Source organism: Thalassobaculum sp. (assembly GCF_965223715.1).
In the GTDB taxonomy this organism is placed as follows: Bacteria; Pseudomonadota; Alphaproteobacteria; order Thalassobaculales; family Thalassobaculaceae; genus Thalassobaculum.
This window is the reverse complement of sequence record NZ_OZ245012.1, coordinates 4876406-4896595: the sequence shown is the minus strand read 5'-3', so window position 1 is coordinate 4896595 and position 20190 is coordinate 4876406. Positions and strand designations below refer to the sequence as shown.

Genomic DNA, 20190 nt, shown 5'->3' with positions numbered 1-20190 from the left:
AACGTCAAGAGAAACGCCGCTGCCTGCCGCGCGATCGCGCGCCGGGCGGGCGGTCCGCAGCGGTCACCCGCCGGCCGGCATCAGCAGGTCGCCGGCAAGGCGGACGGCGAGCTGCCGGACCCCGCCCGGCCCCAGGGCGGCGGCCGGCGTCCAGCAGGCCGGATGATCCGACAGGGCGGCCCGGGCGGCGTCGAGCAGGCGCAGCGCGGCGAGCGGCGCCACGTCGGCGACGGCGTCGATCCCGTCGGCGTCCGACCGGCGGATTCCCCAGGGATCGATCCAGTCGACCTCCACCGCGAACAGCAGCACCGATCCGTCCAGCCGGCGGCAGATCAGGGTCTGGCCGGTGGCACCGTGAAACGCGAAGGCGGCCGCCATCACCGCCGCACAGGCGCGCGGAGAGAGCGTTCCCCTGCCCTGGCGGGCCAGCGCCCAGGTGGCGGCCCGCACCGCGTCGCGCACGGCCCCCAGGCTGCGGTCGACCAAGACCACGGCCGTCCCGCCCACCACCCGCAGACGCAGCCCGTCGCAGCCGGCCTCGGCCCGAAGCGCCGTCCAGTCCGCGGCGCCGACCGCCAGGGTCGCCAGCGCCGTCGCTTCCCGGCTCCATCGGCCTTGAAGGAGCGGCGGCGGAGCCCCCGCCGACCGCCACCGGGCGATGGCCCGGAACAGGCCGATATCGGCGGCGGGATAGATGGGCACGGTCCGCGACCGCCGCCCGCGCCGATCGATCCGATTCCCGTCCTCGGCCGCGTCCCACCGCGCGGGTCCCGCGCCCGACGGCAGCCGGCGCAGGAACAGGCGGGTCAGGACGACCGCCTCGGACAGATTGTCACCGCCCGGCCCCACGGTGGTTCTGGCGATCGGGGCCTGCAGGGCGGCCACACCGAAGCCGGCCGCCCGGTTTTGCTGCGGCGCACAGGCCGGAGGTGCGGCGGCGCCGTTGACCCCCGCCCGGGCCGCGGAGCCGGCGAGCAGGGCCGCGATCTCCCGCGCGGTGACCGCCACGGCCTCCGCCCCCGCCGCCGGCAGCGCCGCCAGACGGCAGAGCTGCTCCAGTTCGCGCTGCACCGCCGGTCCGCCGAAGCGCAGGGAGGCGCCCGACGGGACCGGACCCTGATCGTCCAGCGCGCGGTACAGGGCCGACAGGGCGTCGAGCGCCGGGGTGGCCGGCCAGGCCTGATCCGGCGCCTGGCCATCAGCCGACAGGCCGTAGCGGCCGGCGACCACCGTCAGGGCCAGACCGATGAAATCGACGGAGCCGCCCGGTCCAGACGGGGCGCCCGTCCGACCCAGCGCCCGGATCCGGCCCGCATCCATCAGCGCGTCGACCAACCGCCGCCGCGCCCGGGCCACGAGGCTTCCGGCCGCCGCCGCCTGGGGTGCCGGGCCATCGGGAGAGGCAGCGGCCGCACAGGCCCCGGGGCGATCGGCAAGGCGGGATATCCGGGGGGAGTCGGTCGCTGCGCGTGCTGCCATGCTAGCCTCCTGATTTTGGAGAATTCTATGATAAACACGCTTTGATAGTCAATATCGTATTTTTCCGAAAGACTATAGGAGAAACTCAGCGCATCCCGCGCTGCACAAACTTTGAGCAGCGCAACGGCGCCGGTAGCCGGGGATTCAATCAACGCGGGGATGCTTGTGAAACAAAGAGAGGCATGCCGGAGACGGGCAAACCAAAGCCTTCCGCGAGGCTTGCGGCCTACGCACCCGCAGCGTCGGGCGAGATCGGTGATTTCCGATCCAAATCCCAAATTCGCGCCATGGGTAAAAAGGTGAAAACCGCCACACCCGACCACTCAAACTCGTTGTCGCAACGTCTGTGGCATTCGTGTTAAGGAGCGTCTCAATAAGAAGTCACGAGGCCGGGGGACGCGGCTCGCGTGGACGTTGATCATGTCATGGCGCAGCGCACACTTGGGCTTTACCAAAAATTGCCGCTAGGTATGATCGCCCCCGGAAAGCTTAAGTGGGGCAACGCTTTCAATTGACGACCCGTCCCAGAAACGACCTTAAGCAGGGAGCAGACAACCATGAAACGTCGTGAATTTATCAAGAACGCAGGCTTTGCCGCGGTCGGCGGTGCTGCGGCATCGACCACCCTCGCAGCGCCCGCGATCGCCCAGCAGCGCATCGAGATGGTCATCGTCTCGACCTGGCCGCGGGACTTCCCGGGCCTCGGCACCGGCGCCCAGCGTCTGTCGCAGCGCATCATGGATGTGTCCGACGGCCGCATTCAGACCCAGTACTTCGCCGCCGGCGAGCGCGTCGGTGCGTTCGACGTGTTCGACGAAGTCGCCTCGGGCAACGCCCAGGCCTACCACGCTGCCGACTACTACTGGAAAGGCAAGCATCCGGGCTTCGCGTACTTCACCTCCGTTCCGTTCGGCCTGACCGAGAACGAGATGGGCGCCTGGATCAACTTCATGGGCGGCCAGGAGCTCTGGGACGAGCTGTCGGCCGAGTTCGGCCTGAAGGCCTATGCCGCCGGCAACACCGGCGTGCAGATGGGCGGCTGGTTCAACAAGGAGATCAACTCCGCCGAAGACTTCAAGGGCCTTAAGATCCGTATGCCGGGTCTGGGCGGCGACGTCATGGCGAAGCTCGGTGCCTCCCCGGTCTCGCTGCCGGGCGGCCAGATCTACGAGAACCTGGTCTCCGGCGCCATCGACGCCACCGAGTGGGTCGGTCCGTGGAACGACTACTTCCTGAAGTTCTACGAGGCCGCCAAGTACTACTACTGGCCGGGCATGCACGAGCCGGGCGGCTATGACGCCTTCGGCATGAACAAGACCTGGTTCGACAACCTGACCAAGACCGATCAGGCGCTGATCCAGGCGTGCTGCCTGATGGAAAACGACCTGATGATGTCGGAGTACAACGCCAACAACGGTCGTTACCTGTCCCGTCTGATCAACGAGCACGGCGTCGCCCTGCGCGAGTTCAACGACGACGTCTACGACGCGTTCGGTGAGGCCTCCGAAGAGGTGTTCGCCGAGGCGCGCGCCCACTCCGATCTGGCCAACCGGATCCACGAGAGCTTCGCCGCCGCGCGGGCCGATGTGGGTGGCTGGATGAAGCTGTCCGAAGGCGCTTACTACCGGCAGCGCAACCGGGTGCTCGGCCTCTAAGGTCGCGACACCGGACACTTCCGGAGCAGACGGAGCCACAGCTCCGTCTGCTTCCCTGTTTCAGCCGACAGGAATGGCCTGCGGCTTGATCGGACCGGTCCTTCTCAAGGGTTAAAGATGAGCACGGCAACTGACGGCGCCTACGCGGACGCCATGGGAGCAGACGTATACCGACCCGGAACCACGGCGATCCGTGCCCTGGGCTGGATATCCGTCGCGATGGCCTTCGCCTACGTCCTGAACAATTTCCTGTGCTTCTGGCTCGGATGGCCCGGCGTCTTCGCGCTGCTGTCCGACCCGATGCCGACCGGTACCGGTCTCGTCCTGGCGCTGGTGCAGACGGGGCTGTTCGTCCTGAGCATCCTGGTCTCCATCGTCGCCGCGACCCGCACCCGCTCGCGCACCCTGCGCGTCGACGCCATGGCCATGTCCGCCGTCGCCAACTACATCGTGCGCTTCGCCTTCTGGAGCGTGCTGCTGATCGGCCTGGTCGACGCGGTGATCTCGTTCCTGCGGGTCGAGGCGATGATCGATCAGATCTTCGGCCCTGAGCTCGGCACCGAACTCGGGCGCTCGCGCTTCCGCGGCCCCTATGTCCACGCCCCGATGCTGCTGATCGCCCTGGTGATCGCCGCCCGCACCCGCTCGCTCGGGTTCCACTGGCTGGCGCTGCTCGTCGTTCTCGCCGAGCTCGGCATCGTGCTGACCCGCTTCGTCTTCTCCTACGAGCAGGCCTTCCAGGGCGACCTGGTGCGCTTCTGGTACGGCGCCCTGTTCCTGTTCGCCAGCGCCTACACCCTGTTCGAGGACGGCCATGTCCGCGTGGACGTGCTCTATGCCGGCTTCAGCGACCGGACGAAGGGCCTGATCAACGCGGTCGGCGCGGTCCTGCTGGGGCTGCTGCTGTGCTGGACGATCATGATCCTCGGCATGTGGAACCAGTCGAGCATCATCAACAGCCCGCTGCTCGCCTACGAGGTCTCCCAGTCCGGCTTCGGCATGTATGTGAAGTACTGGATGGCCGGATTCCTCGCGATTTTCGCGGTGACCATGTGCGTCCAGTTCACGAGCTGCGCCCTGGAGAGCATCGCCAATTACCGTGAAGAGCCCGGTGCGCGTGAAATCACGCCGAGTTCCGCCGCCTAACCGGCCATCCCTTCAACCGAGAGGCCGCGGTCTCGGACCCGGACACAGCCAGCCCCGGACTCAGGAAAGCTAACGCGTCATGGAAGTCCTTTTCGTCGTCATTCTGGTGTTGCTCATGGCCGGGGCCCTCGCCTCCGGCTTCCCGGTCGCCTTCGCGCTGCCGGGCTCGGCCATCATCAGCATCCTGCTCGCGGCCGCCGCGGGCGTGATCGCGACCGGAAACCCGGACGCCTTCTTCGCCCAGGGCGGGCCGACCAACTGGCTCAGCGCCGGCGTCACCAACTTCCGAGGAATCTACTGGGAGGTTGAACGAGATACACTCATCGCGATCCCCTTGTTCGTTTTCATGGGGATCATGCTGCAGCGCTCGAAGATCGCCGAGGACCTGCTGGTCTCCATGGCGCAGCTCTTCGGCCCGATCCGCGGCGGTCTGGGCATCTCGGTGGTGTTCGTGGGCGCGCTGCTGGCGGCGACCACGGGCATCCTGGGCGCCACGGTCGTGGCCATGGGCCTGATCTCGCTGCCGGCAATGATGCGGAACAACTACGCCAACTGGCTGTCGACCGGCACGATCGCCGCGTCGGGCACGCTGGGGCAGATCATCCCGCCGTCCATCGTGCTGATCATCCTGGCCGACCAGCTCTCCAACGCGGTCGACCAGGCGAGCAGCCTGCGGACCAACCTGTACAAGGCGGCGACCGGCGAGTTCGCCATGCCGAGCGAGTTCGCGGTCTCCTCCACCAGCGCCGGCGACATGTTCATGGGCGCGCTGATCCCGGGCCTGGTCCTGGTCGGCCTGTACATGCTGTTCATCTTCGTGGTGGCCTTCATCCGCCGCGACATCGCCCCGCCGGTGCCGTTCGAGGGTGAGTTCGACCGCCGCTTCGCGGTGCGCGTCACCCTCGCCCTGGTGCCGCCGCTGACCCTGATCTTCGTGGTGCTGGGCTCGATCATCACCGGCATCGCGACGGTGAACCAGGCCGGCGCCATCGGCGCCATCGGCGCCACGGTCATGGCCGGCTACCGTCTCTACGAGGACAAGCCGCGCACCTACTGGCCGGCGATCCTGGCCGGTGGTGCGGTGGTCGCGATCCTGATCATCACCAGCGTGTGGCACGTCAACATCCGGGCGATCCACGGCCCGTCCGAGCAGCTCGGCGTCACCCTGGCCGTTATCGCCACCATCGTGTTCCTGATCGGCGTGGCCTGGAGCCTGAAGCGCACCTACACCACCCAGGAGACGCTCCAGGGCGTCATGATGGAGACCGCGAAGACGACCTCGCTGGTGTTCATCATCCTGCTCGGTGCGGCCATGCTGACCTCCGCCTTCCGCGGTTTCGGCGGCGAGGAACTGGTCAAGGAGTTCCTGCTGGGCATGCCGGGCGGCTTCTGGGCCCAGTTCATCATCGTCATGGCGGTGATCTTCGTCCTCGGCTTCTTCCTCGACTTCATCGAGATCGCCGTGGTCGTGGTGCCGATCGTCGCCCCGATCCTGCTGGCCGACCCCTCGGCCAACATCACCGCCGTCTGGCTCGGCGTCATGATCGGTCTGAACATCCAGACCTCGTTCCTGACCCCGCCCTTCGGCTTCGCCCTGTTCTACCTGCGCGGTGTCGCCCCGGCGGCCGTGCGCACCCTGGACATGTACAAGGGCGTGGTGCCGTTCATCACCCTGCAGCTCATCGCGCTGCTGATCGTCGGCGCCAACCCGCCGCTGGTGAACTACCTGCCGACGCGCCTGTCGCTGCTGGGCGAGACCGCCCCGCCGCCGCAGAACCCGCGCCTGCAGGCCTGCATCGAGGACTACGTCCACGAGGCCTTCCAGGACAACGGCGACCAGATCCGCTCCGCCATCCAGACGGCCAAGGGCTGGGATCTCTCCGGCGTGCCGAAGAACATCGCCGGCGAGGTGACCCGGGCAATCGCCGGGGCGGAGGGCGCGTTCAAGGCGCTCGACGATGCCCGGGCATCGACCGCGGCGATCGACGCAGTGGCAGACGAGTACGATCCGATCCGCACCGAGGTGCGCCGGATCGAGGCCGAGCTGCGCCGCAACGCCGAGGAGTTGGAGACGACCCAGCGTCGGGTCGGCCAGCTCGAGCGTCAGGCGCCCGACCAGGTCTCGACGATCGAGCGGCTGAAGAACCGGGTCGAGGAACTGCAGGCGGAAAAGGCCTCCCTCGAGGCCGAGATGCCGGCCGAGTGGGATCAGGCCCATGGCGACTTCAAGAAGCTGCTCTCGGAAGAGAAGCGGGCCTACCTGAACTACCGCCGGATCGTCGACAACGCCTATGAGCCGATCCAGACCTTCATGCGCGTCCTGCGGGGGGCCGACGCGCTCGCCGCCCTGGAGGACGAGATCAAGGGGCTGGAGCAGGTCATCCGCACCAGCGATCCGGAAGCCGCCATGGAGAAGATCCAGGATCTGGAAAGCCGGGTCGGCGACATCGCGGGCGCGGACGATGTCCGCTCCGCCCTGTCCAAGGCGCGGCGCGAGCTGCGGGCCACCAACACCCGCCAGCCCGACCCCGATCAGGCGCTGGCGGAGCATGCCGAGGCCGTCGCGGCCCTGGAGGCGGACATCGCCTGGCGGGTCGAGGCGTCCAACAGCCTGCTGCCCCAGGTGGAGGCCTATGAGGATGCGATCGACGACACGATCGGCCTGCGCCAGCAGGCGCGGCTGCCGCGCGAGGTCGCCCTCTTCGTCGCCTCGTGCAGCTCCGAGCACCGCAACATCTCGCTGAACTTCTAAGCGGGAGACGGAGCGGGTCTCCCGCTCCTCCGAGTCCGGCCCAACCGGTCCTGCAGATGCCCCGATCCCTCCGATCGGGGCATTTTGCTGTCTGCCGCCAGCGCTCTCGACGTCCCCTCCCCTTGGAGGCAGGATAGGCGCAAGAACACGCGATCAAGGGGAGGAATGATGGCATCGACGTTCGTCGAGGTGGATGGATGCGTCCTGCACGTCCGCGAGGACGGGCCCCGGGACGGACCGGCGCTGCTGTTCTCGAACTCGCTGGGCACCGACCTGCGGATCTGGGACGCGGTGGTCGACGCCCTGAGCGACCGCTGGCGCTGCATCCGCATGGACAAGCGCGGCCACGGCCTCTCGGCCCAGGGCGACGCGCCGATCACCATCGAGCGCTATGCCGCCGACGCGCTTGCCGTGCTGGACCGGCTCGGCGTGTCGAAAGCTGTGATGGTCGGCGTCTCCATCGGCGGGATGATCACCCAGGCGACCTATGCGGCCCGACCGGCCACCTTCGCCGGGCTGATGATGTGCGACACCGCCGCCAAGATCGGATCGGCCGACATGTGGCAGCAGCGCATCGACATGGTGCACCGCGACGGGCTGGCCGCCATGGCCGACACGGTTCTGCAGCGCTGGTTCGCGCCGGTCTTCCACCGCGACCGGGCCGTCGAGCTGAACGGCTACCGCCAGATGCTGGTGCGCACCCCGGCCGAGGGCTATGCCGCCGCCTGTGCCGCCCTGCGCGATGCCGACTACACGGCCAAGGCCTCCGCCGTGTCGGTGCCCTGCGTGGTGATCTGCGGCGCCGAGGACGGGGCGACCACGCCGGAGGTGGTCTCCGCCTTCGCCGGATCGCTGCCCCAGGCCCGCTATGTGGAACTGCCCGATGTCGGTCATCTGCCGAGCATCGAGGCGCCGGAGGCCGTCGTATCCGAGCTGAAGACCCTTCTGAAGGAGGTCAACCATGGCTGACTCTTCGCTTATCACGCCGCGGGACTGGACGGCTCATCCGCCGCTGATCCATCCCGAGTACAAGTCGACGGTGAAGCGCGGCCCGACCAAGCCGCTGGTCCCGATCCGGCAGTCCCTGTCGGAGCTGACCGGCCCTGTCTACGGCCATGACGCCCTCGCCCCGCTGGACAACGACCTGACGAAGAACGGCGCGAAGAACGGCGAGGCCCTGGGCGAGCGGATCGTCGTCACCGGCCGGGTGCTGGACGAGTTGGGCCGGCCACAGCCTAACGCGCTGATCGAGATCTGGCAGGCCAATGCCGCCGGCCGCTACGTCCACGCCAACGACCAGCACGACGCGCCGCTCGACCCGAACTTCTTCGGCGGCGGGCGCACGGTCACCGATGCCGAGGGCCGCTACCGGTTCTACACGATCAAGCCGGGCGCCTATCCCTGGCCGAACCACGCCAACGCCTGGCGGCCGAACCATATCCACCTGTCCCTGTTCGGCCCGAGCTTTGCCAGTCGGCTGGTGACCCAGATGTATTTCCCCGGCGACCCGCTGCTGGCGCTCGACCCGATCTTCCTCGGCACGCCGGAGGGTGCGCGCAATCGGCTGGTCAGCGACTTCTCCCTCGACGTGACCGAGGAGGGTTTCGCGCTGGGCTACGTGTTCGACATCGTGCTGCGCGGGCCGAAGGAAACGCCGATGGAGGCCGGCCGATGACCGACTGGAAGCAGACCCCGTCCCAGACGGTCGGGCCCTACTTCGCCTACGGCCTGACCGCGCGGCAGTACAACTACCCGCAGACCTCCATCGCGGAAGGGGCCATGGCCGGCGAGGATGTGGAAGGTGAGCGCATCCGGGTGGAGGGGCGCGTGCTCGACGGCGACGGGGTTCCGGTCCCCGACGCGATGATCGAGATCTGGCAGGCCGACGCCCAGGGCCGCTTCGCCCATCCGGCCGACACCCGCGGCTCCAACGCCGGTTTCACCGGCTTCGGGCGCACCGGCACGGGAACCGACCCGAAATGCCGCTTCATCTTCGACACGATCAAGCCGGGGGCCGCCGCCGATGGCGAGGCGCCGCACCTGAACGTCATCGTGTTCATGCGCGGGCTGCTGACCCATGTGTATACGCGGATCTACTTCGCCGACGAGGCAGCGGCGAATGCGGCGGACCCGGTGCTGAGCGCGGTGCCGGCCGACCGCCGCGACACCCTGATCGCGGCACGGGAGGGCAACACCTACCGGCTGGACATCCACATGCAGGGGCCGAAGGAGACGGTGTTCTTCGAGGTGTGACGCCGGACCACCCGTCCTACCCCCTCCTCCGTCGTCCTGACGCACGTCAGGACCAAGCGGCGGCCCGCACCTCTCCCCACACCCGTCATCCTGATGCAAATCAGGATCTGCGGTGCACCGGCGCCTGACGCATGGTCCTGATTTGCATCAGGACGACGGTGGCATGGTGGCGCGGGGGGCTTGATCCTGACGTACGTCAGGATGACGGTATTGAGTGGACGGGGGACCGAAGCTCGGTCCTGACCTGCGCCAGGATGCCGGAACGAGAGAAGCCCCGCCGGTTGCCCGGCGGGGCTTCGTACTTGAATGCCGAAAGCTCGGGAGAGCTTAGGCGGCCGACAGATTGCCGGCGAAGACCTTGTTGCGGCGCGGGTCGGACTGCAGCTCGTACGAGATCTTCTGGCCCTCGTTCAGGCTGTGCATGCCGGACTGCTCAACGGCGCTGATGTGCACGAACACGTCCGCACCGCCATCGTCCGGCTGAATGAACCCATAACCCTTGGTGGTGTTGAACCACTTCACCGTACCGGTGGCCATAACGTCGCTCCTTTCAATTTTGACGTTGACTGGTATTCCGTCCGCTGGCTCAGGCGCGCACAGGCGCCGGAGAGCGGAATCCCTTGTTCTTGCCGCTGCGGGGCGTGCCGCCGGCGATCCGCGCGACGCCGGCGTCCAGCGCCTCGCCGCTCGGGCGCTTCGGCCGTGCATCGCCGCCCCGGGAATCCCCCGCGGCCGGCTGCTTCGGACGTTGCGCGGCCTTGGGGGCCTGCTTGGCGCGGTTGTCGCCCGGCTTCGCCGCCTGCTTCTGGCGACCGTCGCCGGTCGCCTGCTGCTTGGGACGGCCCTCGCCCTGGCTCTGCTTGGCCCGGCTGTCGCCGCCGCCCGTCGCCTGCTGCGAGCGGCCCCCGCCGCGACGGCGGCTACGCTTCGCCTTGGACGCGCCGTTCCCGGCGGTCCGCGGTTTCGGCGCGTCACGGTCGATGGCCTCGCCGGTGATCAGCGAGCGGCCGATCAGCCGTTCGATGTCGCTCAGCAGCTCCATCTCCTCGGCATCGACCAGCGACACGGCCACGCCTTCGGCACCGGCGCGCGCGGTGCGGCCGATCCGGTGGACATAGCTCTCCGGCACATTCGGCAGCTCGTAGTTCACCACATGGGTGACCCCGTCCACGTCGATGCCGCGGGCGGCGATGTCGGTGGCGACCAGGATGTTCGACTTGCCGGACTTGAAGGCGTCCAGCGCCCGCTCGCGCTGCCCCTGGCTCTTGTCGCCGTGGATCGCCTCACTGGCGAGACCGGCATTTCCCAGGTGACGGGCGACGCGGTCGGCGCCGCGCTTGGTGCGGGTGAAGACGATGGCCCGGCCAACGGCCGCATCGGAGAGGATCTTGGCCAGCGCGTTGCGCTTCTCTTCGCGCGGCACCTGCACGACGCTCTGCTGGATCCGCTCGATCGGCGTGGAGGCCGGAGCCACCGCGATCTCGACCGGATCGGTCAGGAAGTCGTCGGCCAGCGCGCGGATCTGGGTCGGCATCGTGGCCGAGAACAGCACGGTCTGGCGGGTTTTCGGCGTCATGGCCAGGATGCGGCGCACCGCCGGCATGAAGCCGAGGTCCAGCATCTGGTCGGCCTCGTCGAGCACCACGACGGCGGTGTCGGTCAGCTTGATCGCGCCGGTGCCGATATGGTCGAGCAGACGGCCGGGCGTCGCCACCAGGAAGTCGAGCCCCTGGGCGCAGGCGCGGACCTGCGGGCCCGGCTTCGCACCGCCGACCACGACGGTCGAGCGCGGGCGCACGTTCTTGCCATAAGCGCGCACGGCGTCATGGATCTGGGCCGCCAGCTCGCGGGTCGGCGACAGCACCAGCACACGGGTGCCCTTCGGCTTCGCGGTGCCGCCGAGCTCGGCCAGACGGCTGAGCAGCGGCAGGACGAAGGCGGCGGTCTTGCCGGTGCCGGTCTGGGCGATACCGACGACGTCGCGGCCGTCGAGAACCGGGGGGATGGCTTTGGCTTGGATGGGAGTGGGAGTGTCGTAGCCTTCGGCCGTAACGGCCCGAAGGACGGTCTCGGCCAGGCCGAGGGTCGTGAAGTCTGTCAAATTAGGTCTTTCAGTTTTCCGCCCGGCCGTGCCGGTCGGCAGTCAATATCCTGTAAGCAAGCATGCGCGGAACAGCCGGCCGATGATGCGCCTTCAGACCGAAGGAGCGAGGTGATGGCCTTTCCGCTTAAAACTAAGGGCGTCCATCCGACTGTGCCAACATTGCGGGTTTCCGTCACGTCCACGCTTGGCACCGTCTCTTGCATCGCAAAATGGGGCTTGGCCGTCGGATTGCAAGAGAATTCGTAAAACCCGCACTTTCCCGCCCTTCCGATCCCGAGGCTCGCGGCCAAAACGCCTTGAAACTCGGCGCAAATCCGATCCAGGCTCGTCCAGGTGACCCATCGGCAAGAAAATTCGATTGCCGACGCCGCGATCAGCCGTCGGCCCACCGATCCCGTCCGGCACCTGTCGGGCGAGACCGCCGGTCACCATGTCTTTCTTAACGCGGCGCGCCATATCGGTCGGGCGCAGGCGCCGGAAATCAGCCTCGACCCGCCCGGCGTAAACCGTCGGGCGATCCACGACCGGGCCGCCGCTTTCGCCGCCCTGCATTTCCGAACAGCCCTGGAGACAGCCGCATGACCGGCCCCATCCTCATCGCCGATCTCGGTGGCACCAATCTGCGCTTCGCCCTCACCGACGGGCAGAGCGCCTGGGAGGAAACGTCGATGGAGGGCAGCCGGTTCGCCACCCTGGACGACGCCGTCGCCGCCTATCTCGCGAGGATCGGCCGCGAGAGGCTGCCCGAGCGGGCGATCTTCGCGGTGGCCGGCCCGTCGGATGCCGAGAAGATGGTGTTCACCAACCGCGACTGGACGGTTCCGGTCGCCCCCCTTCGCGAGCGGTTCGGGCTGAAGCAGCTCGCGGTGGTCAACGATTTCGCCGCCGTGGCCCATGCCCTGCCCCATCTGACGCCGGACGACTGCCGCACGGTCGGTGCGCAGCGCGACGGCCGGCCCGGCCCCATGGTCGCCATCGGCCCCGGCACCGGCCTCGGCGTCGGACTGGTCGTGCCGGACGGTCGCGGCTACAGGGTCATTCCCGGCGAAGGCGGCCACGCCACGCTCGCCGCCCAGAACGGGCTGGAGGAACGGGTCATCGGCTACCTGCGCAACCTGCACGGCCATGTCTCCGCCGAGCGGGCCCTGTCCGGCGCAGGGCTCGCCGACCTGCACGACGCCGTCTGCGCGGTGGAGGACCTGCCCGCCCGCCGGCTCGACGCGGCCGCCATCGTCGCCGAGGGTGCCACCGATCCCGGCTGCCGCGAGGCGATCGGCCTGTTCACCGACTTCCTCGCCACCGTTTCCGGCGACCTGGCGCTGACCGCGGCGGCGAGCGGCGGCGTGTTTATCGCCGGCGGCATGGTGCCGAAGCTCGGCGACCTGTTCGACGGCGGCCGCTTCCGCCGGCGCTTCACCGCCAAGGGGCGGCTGGCCGGCTATCTCGACCCGATCCCGGTGCGCCTGATCACCCACCGCGAATCGGCCCTGCTCGGGCTCAGCCGCGCGGCGAAGACCATCCTCAAAGATGATCTGGACACTTCTGTCTAGACACGGATCCGCTCGCGCGATTAGCCTTCCCCGGTCTGCCACCACTCCGGGAGGGTCCGCCCATGAAATCGCACTATCGCGCGGTGATCATCGGGGGCGGCGTGGTCGGCGCCAGCGTGCTGTACCACCTCACCAAATTCGGCTGGACCGACATCGCCCTGATCGAGCGCGCGGAACTGACCGCGGGCTCCACCTGGCACGCGGCGGCCGGGTTCCACCCGCTCAACGCCGACCCGAACATCGCCGCGCTGCAGGCCTACACGATCAAGCTCTACAAGGAGATCGAGGAGGAGAGCGATCAGGCCGTCGGCGTGCACATGACCGGCGGGGTCAGCATCGCCTCCAAGCCGGAGCGCTGGGAGTGGCTGAAATCCGCCTGGGCGGTGTTCCAGACCATGGGCGTGGAGGAGGCTCGGCTGCTGACGCCGGAGGAGATCCGCGAGTTGAACCCGATCGCCGACCTCTCCGACGTGATCGGCGGGCTCTACGACCCGCATGAGGGCCATCTCGACCCCTACGGCACCACCCATGCCTATGCCGGGGTGGCGAAGAAGCGCGGCGCCGATGTGATCCTGCGCAACCGGGTGATCGAGCTGAACCCGAGGGCGGAAGGCGGCTGGGACGTGGTGACCGAGCAGGGCACGATCGTCGCCGAACACGTGGTCAACGCCGCCGGGCTCTGGGCCAAGCAGGTCGGGCTGATGGCCGGGGTCGACCTGCCGGTCACGCCGATGGAGCACCACTACCTCGTCACCGAACCGATCCCCGAGCTGGCGGGTCGGGACCGCGAGATGTGCATGCTCACCGACCTGGAGGGCTTCACCTATTCCCGTCAGGAGCGCGGCGGCCTGCTGGTCGGGGTCTACGAGCTGACGCCGAAGCACTGGAACATGGAGGGCGCGCCCTGGGATTACGGCATCGAGCTGATTCCGGAGGATATCGACCGCATCGCCCCGGAACTGGCCAAGGGGTTCGAGCGCTATCCGGTGCTGAACGACACCGGCATCCGCAAATGGGTCAACGGCGCCTTCACCTTCGCGCCGGACGGCAATCCGCTGGTCGGGCCGGTGCCGGGGGTGCCGAACTACTGGCTCGCCTGCGGCGTGATGGCCGGATTCAGCCAGGGCGGCGGGGTCGGCAAGTCGCTGGCCGAGTGGATGATCCACGGCGAGCCGGAGGCCGACGTCTTCGGCATGGACATCGCCCGCTTCGGCAAATGGGCCTCCAACCGGGAATACCTGCGCCAGACCACCGGGCAGTTCTACTCGCGTCGCTTCGTCATGGCCTATCCCAACGAGCAGCTTCCCGCCGGCCGCCCCTTACGGGTGTCGCCGAGCCATGACGCCCATGTCGCCGCCAACGCCCGGTTCGGGGTGAGCTGGGGCCTGGAGGTGCCGCTGTTCTTCGCGCCGTCCTCAGAGTTCGAGGAGACGCCGACCCTGAAGCGCTCCAACGCGTTCCAGATCGTCGCTTCGGAGACCAAGGCGGTGCGCGAGGGCGTGGGGCTGCTCGATACCTCGGGCTACTCGCGCTACGAGATCAGCGGGCCGGGGGCGGCCCGGTGGCTCGATCGGATGCTCGCCTGCCGCCTGCCCGCGATCGGCCGGGCGAAGCTGGCGCCGATGCTGTCGCCGACGGGACGGCTGCGCGGCGACCTGACCGTGTTCAACTGGGACGGCGAGACCTTCTGGCTGATGGGCTCCTACTACCTGCGCCAGTGGCATATGCGCTGGTTCGACAGCCATGCCGAGGCCGGCGTCACCGTGCGCGACGTCTCCGACGCCTGGACCGGCTGGCTGGTCTCCGGCCCGAACGCCCGGGCGCTGATGGAGCGGGTGGTGGTCAATGATAGCGTGGCCGCCGGGGACTTCCGCTTCATGGCCTGCCGCGACGTCGATATCGGGCTGACCCGGGCGAAGGTCGGTCGGCTCTCGGTCCTGGGGGAACTCGGCTACGAGATCAACGTGCCGGCCCCGGAGCACCGGATGATGCGCGACGCGCTGGTCGCCGCCGGCGAAGGGCTGGGACTGGCGCCGGTCGGCGGATACGCGGCAAACGCCATGCGGCTGGAGAAGAGCTACGGCGTGTGGTCGACCGAATTCACCCAGGCCTATACGCCGGGCATGACCGGCCTCGACCGCTGGATCGCCTTCGAGAAGCCGGGCTTCATCGGCCGCGAGGCGGCGCTGAGGGAGAAGGAGGCCGGGGCGCCGGCGCAGCGTCTGGTCACCCTGGCGGTGGACGCGGACGGGGCGGATGCGCGGGGCTTCGAGCCGGTCTGGATCAACGGCAGGCGGGTCGGCTTCGTGACCTCCGGCGGGTATGGGCATTCGGTGGGGATCAGCCTGGCGATGGCGCTGGTGGACAGCGCGCTGGCCGTAGAAGGGGCGGCGGTGGACGTCCACGTGGTCGGCGTCAAGCGCCCGGCCAGGGTCATCGCTGACAGCCCGTACGATCCGACCGGCGCCCGGCTACGGGGGTGAGCGGGATGGGCTCCGTCACGCTGAGCGGTGGGTCCCGGACTAAATCCGGGAAGTGCGCTCTCTCCCATCGTTCTCTCCCACTCCCCGGATTTATTCCGGGGCAAGCGGTCCGCGTGACGGAACGGCGAACGCCTTACCTGAGCCGAGAGGATCCTCCCGCGCTTAAACCGATTGGCCCCGTCACGCTGCACGCCTCGCCCCGGGATAAATCCGGGGAGTGCGCTGTTCTGCAATTCCCCCTCCCTCTCTCCCCGGATTTAGTCCGGGGCCCAGGGTTCAACGTGTCGGGACGTCGCCGAGCTGCCTCCAAAGTCAGAGCATCACGGCGGTGCGCTCCAGCACGCCGACGGCTGGGTCCCGGCACAAGGCCGGGAAGACGGCTTTGGGGGAAGGGGGACCGGTGCAACGAGCGCCATCTCCCCCGTCTCCCCGTCCCGGATTTGATCCGGCATCGCGCCGGGGTCCACAGTAGCCGCCGGAACTCCGAGCCCGCCGCACCAATGAAGGAACCCCGCCCATGACCAGAACCGCAGATGCCGTCATCATCGGGGCCGGGGTGATCGGTGCCGCGATCGCCTTCGAGCTGGCGAAGAAGGGCTGGAAGACCCTCACAATCGACCGCAACGCCCAGGCCGGACACGGTTCCACAAGCGGGTCCTGCGCCATCATCCGCACCTACTATTCCACCCTCGACGGCACGGCCTTCGCCTGGGAGGGCTACCACTACTGGCGCGACTGGGCCGACTATCTCGAACTGGGCCAAGGCGACCTCGCCCGCTTCAGGGAATGCGGCGCGCTCGTCATGAAGACGGAGTCCAACGACTTCATGGCCCGGCACATGGAGAACGCCGACATCCTCGCCGTGCCGTACGAGGAGTGGAGCCCGGACCAGATCCAGTCCCGCCTGCCCGGCACCAACATGGCACAGTTCTATCCCGCCAAGGCCGGCAGCGACCCGGCGTTCGGCCAACCGACCGGCGGCGACCTGCGCGGGGCCGTGTTCTGGCCCAAGGCCGGCTACGTCACCGACCCGGCCCTTGCCGCCCAGAACCTCGCCGACGCCGCCCGGGCCAAGGGGGCCGAGTTCCTCTACGGCGCTACGGTCACGGAAATACTGAAGCAGGGTGGCAAGACCACAGGTGTCCGTCTGGCGGACGGCGCGGAAATCCACGCACCGGTCGTGATCAACGTCGCCGGCCCCGCCTCCTCTCGCATCAACGAACTCGCCGGCGTGACCGGCGAGATGACCATCTCCACCCGTGCCCTGCGCCAGGAGGTGGTGCACGTCCCCTCCCCCGCCGGTCTCGATTTCGAGCGCGACGGCATGGTGCTGTCCGACAGCGACATCGCCGTCTACTGCCGGCCGGAGCACGGCAACAACATCCTGATCGGCAGCGAGGACCCGCCCTGCGATCCCCATGTCTGGGTCGCGGACGACACCGACTACGACCGCGAATTCTCCGAGCAGTGGCGGGTGCAGGCCCTGCGCTACGCCCAGCGCCTGCCGAGCCTCGGCATCCCCAGCCGGATGAAGGGGGTGGTCGATCTCTACGACGTCACCGAGGACTGGATCCCGATCTACGACATGACCTCGCTCGGCGGTTACTACATGGCCTGCGGGACCAGCGGCAACCAGTTCAAGAACGCGCCGGTGGCCGGAAAGATGATGGCGGCCCTTGTCGAATACGGCGCGGCCGGACACGATCACGACACCGCACCGCTCTCCTTCCGCCTGCCTTATCTCGGCCGCGATATCGATGTCGGCTTCTATTCCCGCAAGCGCAGCATCAACCAGGAGAGCAGCTTCTCGGTCCTGGGATGAGGAATTTGCCGTGAATGACGCCGGCCCGCCAGCGAATGCCAGACTGACCCACACCAAGGCGACCCGGGAGGACTGGATCCGGATCGCCCTCGACACCCTGATCAGCGATGGGGTGGACAGCGTGAAGGTGCTGACCCTGGCGGACCGGCTGGGCGTGTCGCGCTCCAGCTTCTACTGGTATTTCCGCAATCGGGACCGGCTGCTGGACGCCCTGCTCGCCCATTGGCAGGACACCAACACCCGCGCTGTGGTGGAGCAGGCGGCCCTGCCTTCGACCTCCATCGTGCACGGGGTGACCAACATCTTCCGCTGCTGGATCGACGAACGGCTGTTCGATCCGCGGCTCGATTTCGCCGTGCGCGACTGGGCCCGGCGCTCGGAGCAGGTCCGCGCCGAACTGGACCGTGCCGACGAGACCCGCGTGGCCGCCATCGCCGAGCTATTCCAACGCCATGGCTGGGCCGAGCGCGAGGCCTTCGTGCGTGCCCGCGTGCTGTATTTCATGCAGATCGGCTACTACGCCCTCGACCTCGGCGAGACCCTGGACCAGCGCAAGGCGCTGACGGGGCATTACCTGAAGGCCTTCACCGGCCAGGACCCGACGCCGGAAGAGCTCGACCCGTACCTCGCCTGGATGGACGAGATGGCGGCGCGGTAGGCCGTCAGGCGCAGAGTTCCAGTTCGTAACGCTCGGCCCGCTCGCGCAGGAAGGGGCCGACACGCACTTCGCCCCGCTGCACGGCGACATTGGCCTGCCGGATCAGTTCCGCCTCGAGCGCCGACGCCGTCGGCACCTTTCCGCTGCGGGCAAGCCATCGGGCAACATCGGCCCAGTCCCAGAGCGGGCTGTCCGAGGTGATCCGGGCAACCGGTGACGGAAATCCGTCGCCCCGAAGGCCCCGAAAATAATTGGAGATCGCCGCCCGGGTCATGCCCGCACGCTTGGCGATATCCGAGATGCTGACCAAAGGGTCGGGCTCGATCCGATCGATCCGCGCCCCCGTCGCCGCGACGCTCTCGAGCGCCGAGGCCAAGGCCCGGTCGAAGCTTTCCGCCTCGCGGCTGAAGTCAACGATGACGTGCCCGTTCTGAAACGACACCAGCGCATCGTCGCAACCCGCCTCGTAGAACCGCGTCTCGAAATCCGCTGCCCGAGGATTGAGGCCGGAGGCGATCACGCTGAACTCAAAAGCCGGCATCGCAACCTCCTCCGCTTCCATGCGGACAGCGGTCCACCGCCCGTCGGATGTGCCGTGCATGGACATCGGCATTGCGCGGCGTGCCGCTCACGCCGATCTGACAGCCGTCCTGAGCGTGGTGCGGGCAATAGAGCCTGCCCCAGTGCCCCTGCGACCGGCAGCGCCATCCGAGATCCTCGGCATGCCGGATGGCCGCCTCGACCTCCTTGCTCGGATGCCGTGCCCGAACCATCAGTCATCGTGACAATGAGCGGCTCGTTGACATATGTCAACACTCAAGTAAACCAGCCGGCTGTGCAACACGTAAAACTCCCGCAGAAGGCGTCTGCGGGAGCTATGGAAACCCTAGAGCTGGATTGAGGCGGGCCGCCCTACCGGATGATCTTCCAGTAGGTGTCCTTCTTGGTCACCTTGCCGCCCTCGAATTCCCAGAGGTCGCAGCCGAGATAGGCGAAGGGTTCCCCGCCCGCGGGGGTGCCCTTGACCACCCATTCGGAGATCGCCTTGCTGTCGTCGACGATCCAGTGGCGGATGTCCTCCCAGCGCATGTCCGGGATCTGCTTGTAGCGCTCGCTCAGCACCTGGCCGATCTCCGCCTTGCCGTGGCAGACGCGGCCCTCCGGCGGCGTGGGCCCGCTGGCCATCACCCATACGCAGTCCTCAACGAAATGCGACAGGATCCCGTCGACGTCGTGGCGGTTGAACCCGTCCTGGATCTCGTCCAGCAGCGCGATGGTGATCAGTCCGGCCATGGGCCCTCTCCTCTGGTTGGATCTGTGCGATGCGGTCAGTCAGCGTCCTTCAACGGCGTCCGATCTCGTTCATGTCGAACGGCGTGGTCTGGTAGATCTCGTTGATCCAGTTGCAGAACAGCAGATAGGCCTGGCTGCGCCACCGGTTCTCCGGCGGCAGCGACGGATCGTTGTTCGGGAAGTAGTCATGCGGCACGTCGATCGGCTTGCCGCTCTCCACGTCTCGGAAATACTCCTCGCCCAGGGAGAGCGAGTCGTACTCGATGTGGTTGAACATGTGCAGCGACCGGCATTTCGGGTCGTCCAGCAGGCACAGGCCGGTGTCCTTGGACTCCACCAGCACCTCCATGCCGCTGTCGGACGGGATGTCCGCCGACCGGACCTCGGTCCAGCGCGACACGGGGATGACGAAATTGTCGGAGAAGCCGCGGAGATAGCGCGAGGTGCTGTCCAGCGCCCGGTGCCGGAACACGCCGAACGCCTTCTTCGGCAGATCGTATTTCGGCATGCCGTGGAAATGATGGACGGCGGCCTGCGCCCCCCAGCAGATGTTCAGGCACCCATGCACGTTGGTCTGGGTCCAGTCGAAGATGCGGCGCATCTCGTCCCAGTAGGTGACCTCCTCGTAGTCGAGTTGCTCGATCGGCGCGCCGGTGATGATGAAGCCGTCGAACCGCTGGTCCCGGATATCCTCCCAGTTCTGGTAGAACGAGATGATGTGGTCGCTGGAGGTGTTGCGGGCGACGTGGTTGGTGATCTTCACCAGGGTCAGTTCGACCTGCAGCGGCGTGGCACCCAGCAGCCGGGCGAACTGGGTCTCCGTGCGGATCTTGTTCGGCATCAGGTTCAGCAGGCCGATCCGCATCGGACGGATGTCCTGGCGGATGGCCGTGGCTTCGTCCATCACCGCCACCCCCTCCGCCTCGAGCTGGGCCCGGGCGGGGAGGTCGTCGGGGATCTTGATCGGCATCAGCGGCCTCCGCGCTCAGCGAGGG

General features: G+C 68.0%; 17 protein-coding genes. 11 read left to right on the top strand and 6 right to left on the bottom strand.

Going from position 1 to position 20190, the window contains the following annotated elements; all coding sequences use genetic code 11:
* Positions 1 to 63 precede the first annotated feature (63 nt).
* Positions 64 to 1479 (bottom strand): hypothetical protein, encoded by a 1416-nt coding sequence (locus ACOQOP_RS22685; RefSeq protein WP_420564095.1) that lies wholly within the window; start codon positions 1477 to 1479, stop codon positions 64 to 66.
* 557 nt (positions 1480 to 2036) lie between these two features.
* Here ACOQOP_RS22685 and ACOQOP_RS22680 point away from each other — a divergent pair.
* The 6 genes from ACOQOP_RS22680 to pcaG all read left to right on the top strand — a co-directional run bounded on the left by ACOQOP_RS22680 (position 2037) and on the right by pcaG (position 9285).
* Positions 2037 to 3134: a TRAP transporter substrate-binding protein gene (locus ACOQOP_RS22680; RefSeq protein WP_420564094.1), complete on the top strand. Its 1098-nt coding sequence runs from the start codon at positions 2037 to 2039 to the stop codon at positions 3132 to 3134.
* Between the two features lie 117 nt (positions 3135 to 3251).
* Entirely contained in the window at positions 3252 to 4280 is a 1029-nt protein-coding gene (locus ACOQOP_RS22675; RefSeq protein WP_420564093.1) for a TRAP transporter small permease subunit, read from the top strand.
* 79 nt (positions 4281 to 4359) lie between these two features.
* Positions 4360 to 7032: a TRAP transporter large permease subunit gene (locus ACOQOP_RS22670; RefSeq protein WP_420564092.1), complete on the top strand. Its 2673-nt coding sequence runs from the start codon at positions 4360 to 4362 to the stop codon at positions 7030 to 7032.
* A 168-nt stretch (positions 7033 to 7200) separates the two neighbouring features.
* On the top strand, positions 7201 to 8001 hold the full coding sequence (pcaD, locus tag ACOQOP_RS22665; RefSeq protein ID WP_420564091.1) for a 3-oxoadipate enol-lactonase: 801 nt from the start codon (positions 7201 to 7203) through the stop codon (positions 7999 to 8001).
* Positions 7994 to 8707: a protocatechuate 3,4-dioxygenase subunit beta gene (pcaH, locus tag ACOQOP_RS22660; protein ID WP_420564090.1), complete on the top strand. Its 714-nt coding sequence runs from the start codon at positions 7994 to 7996 to the stop codon at positions 8705 to 8707. Before pcaD ends, pcaH begins: the two co-directional genes overlap by 8 nt.
* Positions 8704 to 9285 (top strand): protocatechuate 3,4-dioxygenase subunit alpha, encoded by a 582-nt coding sequence (pcaG, locus tag ACOQOP_RS22655; protein WP_420564089.1) that lies wholly within the window; start codon positions 8704 to 8706, stop codon positions 9283 to 9285. The genes pcaH and pcaG overlap by 4 nt, the downstream gene beginning before the upstream one ends.
* Positions 9286 to 9612: 327 nt before the next feature.
* Here the strand turns inward: pcaG and ACOQOP_RS22650 are convergent, their stop codons facing one another.
* Both ACOQOP_RS22650 and ACOQOP_RS22645 read right to left on the bottom strand, forming a co-directional pair.
* Positions 9613 to 9822 (bottom strand): cold-shock protein, encoded by a 210-nt coding sequence (locus tag ACOQOP_RS22650; RefSeq protein WP_420564088.1) that lies wholly within the window; start codon positions 9820 to 9822, stop codon positions 9613 to 9615.
* 49 nt (positions 9823 to 9871) lie between these two features.
* On the bottom strand, positions 9872 to 11386 hold the full coding sequence (locus tag ACOQOP_RS22645) for a DEAD/DEAH box helicase (RefSeq protein ID WP_420564087.1): 1515 nt from the start codon (positions 11384 to 11386) through the stop codon (positions 9872 to 9874).
* Positions 11387 to 11722: 336 nt separating this feature from the next.
* On the opposite strand from ACOQOP_RS22645, the gene ACOQOP_RS22640 reads away from it, so the two are divergent.
* From ACOQOP_RS22640 to ACOQOP_RS22620, 5 genes are all read left to right on the top strand, one after another.
* The gene (locus ACOQOP_RS22640) at positions 11723 to 11971 is read left to right on the top strand and encodes a hypothetical protein (protein ID WP_420564086.1); all 249 of its coding nucleotides are present in this window, start codon (positions 11723 to 11725) and stop codon (positions 11969 to 11971) included.
* Positions 11968 to 12939, top strand: coding sequence for a glucokinase (locus tag ACOQOP_RS22635; RefSeq protein WP_420564085.1), 972 nt, complete (start codon positions 11968 to 11970; stop codon positions 12937 to 12939). Before ACOQOP_RS22640 ends, ACOQOP_RS22635 begins: the two co-directional genes overlap by 4 nt.
* Positions 12940 to 13001: 62 nt before the next feature.
* Positions 13002 to 15422: a GcvT family protein gene (locus ACOQOP_RS22630; RefSeq protein WP_420564084.1), complete on the top strand. Its 2421-nt coding sequence runs from the start codon at positions 13002 to 13004 to the stop codon at positions 15420 to 15422.
* A 517-nt stretch (positions 15423 to 15939) separates the two neighbouring features.
* Positions 15940 to 17244 carry an NAD(P)/FAD-dependent oxidoreductase gene (locus tag ACOQOP_RS22625; protein WP_420564083.1) on the top strand — a complete coding sequence of 435 codons (1305 nt, stop codon included), beginning with the start codon at positions 15940 to 15942 and terminating at the stop codon, positions 17242 to 17244.
* Positions 17245 to 17254: 10 nt separating this feature from the next.
* Positions 17255 to 17902 (top strand): TetR/AcrR family transcriptional regulator, encoded by a 648-nt coding sequence (locus ACOQOP_RS22620; RefSeq protein ID WP_420564082.1) that lies wholly within the window; start codon positions 17255 to 17257, stop codon positions 17900 to 17902.
* A 4-nt stretch (positions 17903 to 17906) separates the two neighbouring features.
* On the opposite strand, the gene ACOQOP_RS22615 is transcribed toward ACOQOP_RS22620, so the two are convergent.
* The 3 genes from ACOQOP_RS22615 to ACOQOP_RS22605 all read right to left on the bottom strand — a co-directional run bounded on the left by ACOQOP_RS22615 (position 17907) and on the right by ACOQOP_RS22605 (position 20165).
* Positions 17907 to 18464, bottom strand: a complete 558-nt coding sequence (locus ACOQOP_RS22615; RefSeq protein WP_420564081.1) for a helix-turn-helix transcriptional regulator — start codon at positions 18462 to 18464, stop codon at positions 17907 to 17909.
* Between the two features lie 350 nt (positions 18465 to 18814).
* Entirely contained in the window at positions 18815 to 19195 is a 381-nt protein-coding gene (locus tag ACOQOP_RS22610; protein WP_420564080.1) for a nuclear transport factor 2 family protein, read from the bottom strand.
* 49 nt (positions 19196 to 19244) lie between these two features.
* Positions 19245 to 20165 (bottom strand): homoserine O-succinyltransferase, encoded by a 921-nt coding sequence (locus tag ACOQOP_RS22605; protein ID WP_420564079.1) that lies wholly within the window; start codon positions 20163 to 20165, stop codon positions 19245 to 19247.
* Positions 20166 to 20190: the final 25 nt, after the last annotated feature.

Coding starts and splice junctions, on each gene's coding strand:
- ACOQOP_RS22685 (WP_420564095.1), bottom strand. CDS start 1,479: ATGGCAGCACGCGCAGCGACCGACTCCCCCCGGATATCCCGCCTTGCC.
- ACOQOP_RS22680 (WP_420564094.1), top strand. CDS start 2,037: ATGAAACGTCGTGAATTTATCAAGAACGCAGGCTTTGCCGCGGTCGGC.
- ACOQOP_RS22675 (WP_420564093.1), top strand. CDS start 3,252: ATGAGCACGGCAACTGACGGCGCCTACGCGGACGCCATGGGAGCAGAC.
- ACOQOP_RS22670 (WP_420564092.1), top strand. CDS start 4,360: ATGGAAGTCCTTTTCGTCGTCATTCTGGTGTTGCTCATGGCCGGGGCC.
- pcaD (WP_420564091.1), top strand. CDS start 7,201: ATGGCATCGACGTTCGTCGAGGTGGATGGATGCGTCCTGCACGTCCGC.
- pcaH (WP_420564090.1), top strand. CDS start 7,994: ATGGCTGACTCTTCGCTTATCACGCCGCGGGACTGGACGGCTCATCCG.
- pcaG (WP_420564089.1), top strand. CDS start 8,704: ATGACCGACTGGAAGCAGACCCCGTCCCAGACGGTCGGGCCCTACTTC.
- ACOQOP_RS22650 (WP_420564088.1), bottom strand. CDS start 9,822: ATGGCCACCGGTACGGTGAAGTGGTTCAACACCACCAAGGGTTATGGG.
- ACOQOP_RS22635 (WP_420564085.1), top strand. CDS start 11,968: ATGACCGGCCCCATCCTCATCGCCGATCTCGGTGGCACCAATCTGCGC.
- ACOQOP_RS22630 (WP_420564084.1), top strand. CDS start 13,002: ATGAAATCGCACTATCGCGCGGTGATCATCGGGGGCGGCGTGGTCGGC.
- ACOQOP_RS22625 (WP_420564083.1), top strand. CDS start 15,940: ATGACCAGAACCGCAGATGCCGTCATCATCGGGGCCGGGGTGATCGGT.
- ACOQOP_RS22615 (WP_420564081.1), bottom strand. CDS start 18,464: ATGGAAGCGGAGGAGGTTGCGATGCCGGCTTTTGAGTTCAGCGTGATC.
- ACOQOP_RS22610 (WP_420564080.1), bottom strand. CDS start 19,195: ATGGCCGGACTGATCACCATCGCGCTGCTGGACGAGATCCAGGACGGG.
- ACOQOP_RS22605 (WP_420564079.1), bottom strand. CDS start 20,165: ATGCCGATCAAGATCCCCGACGACCTCCCCGCCCGGGCCCAGCTCGAG.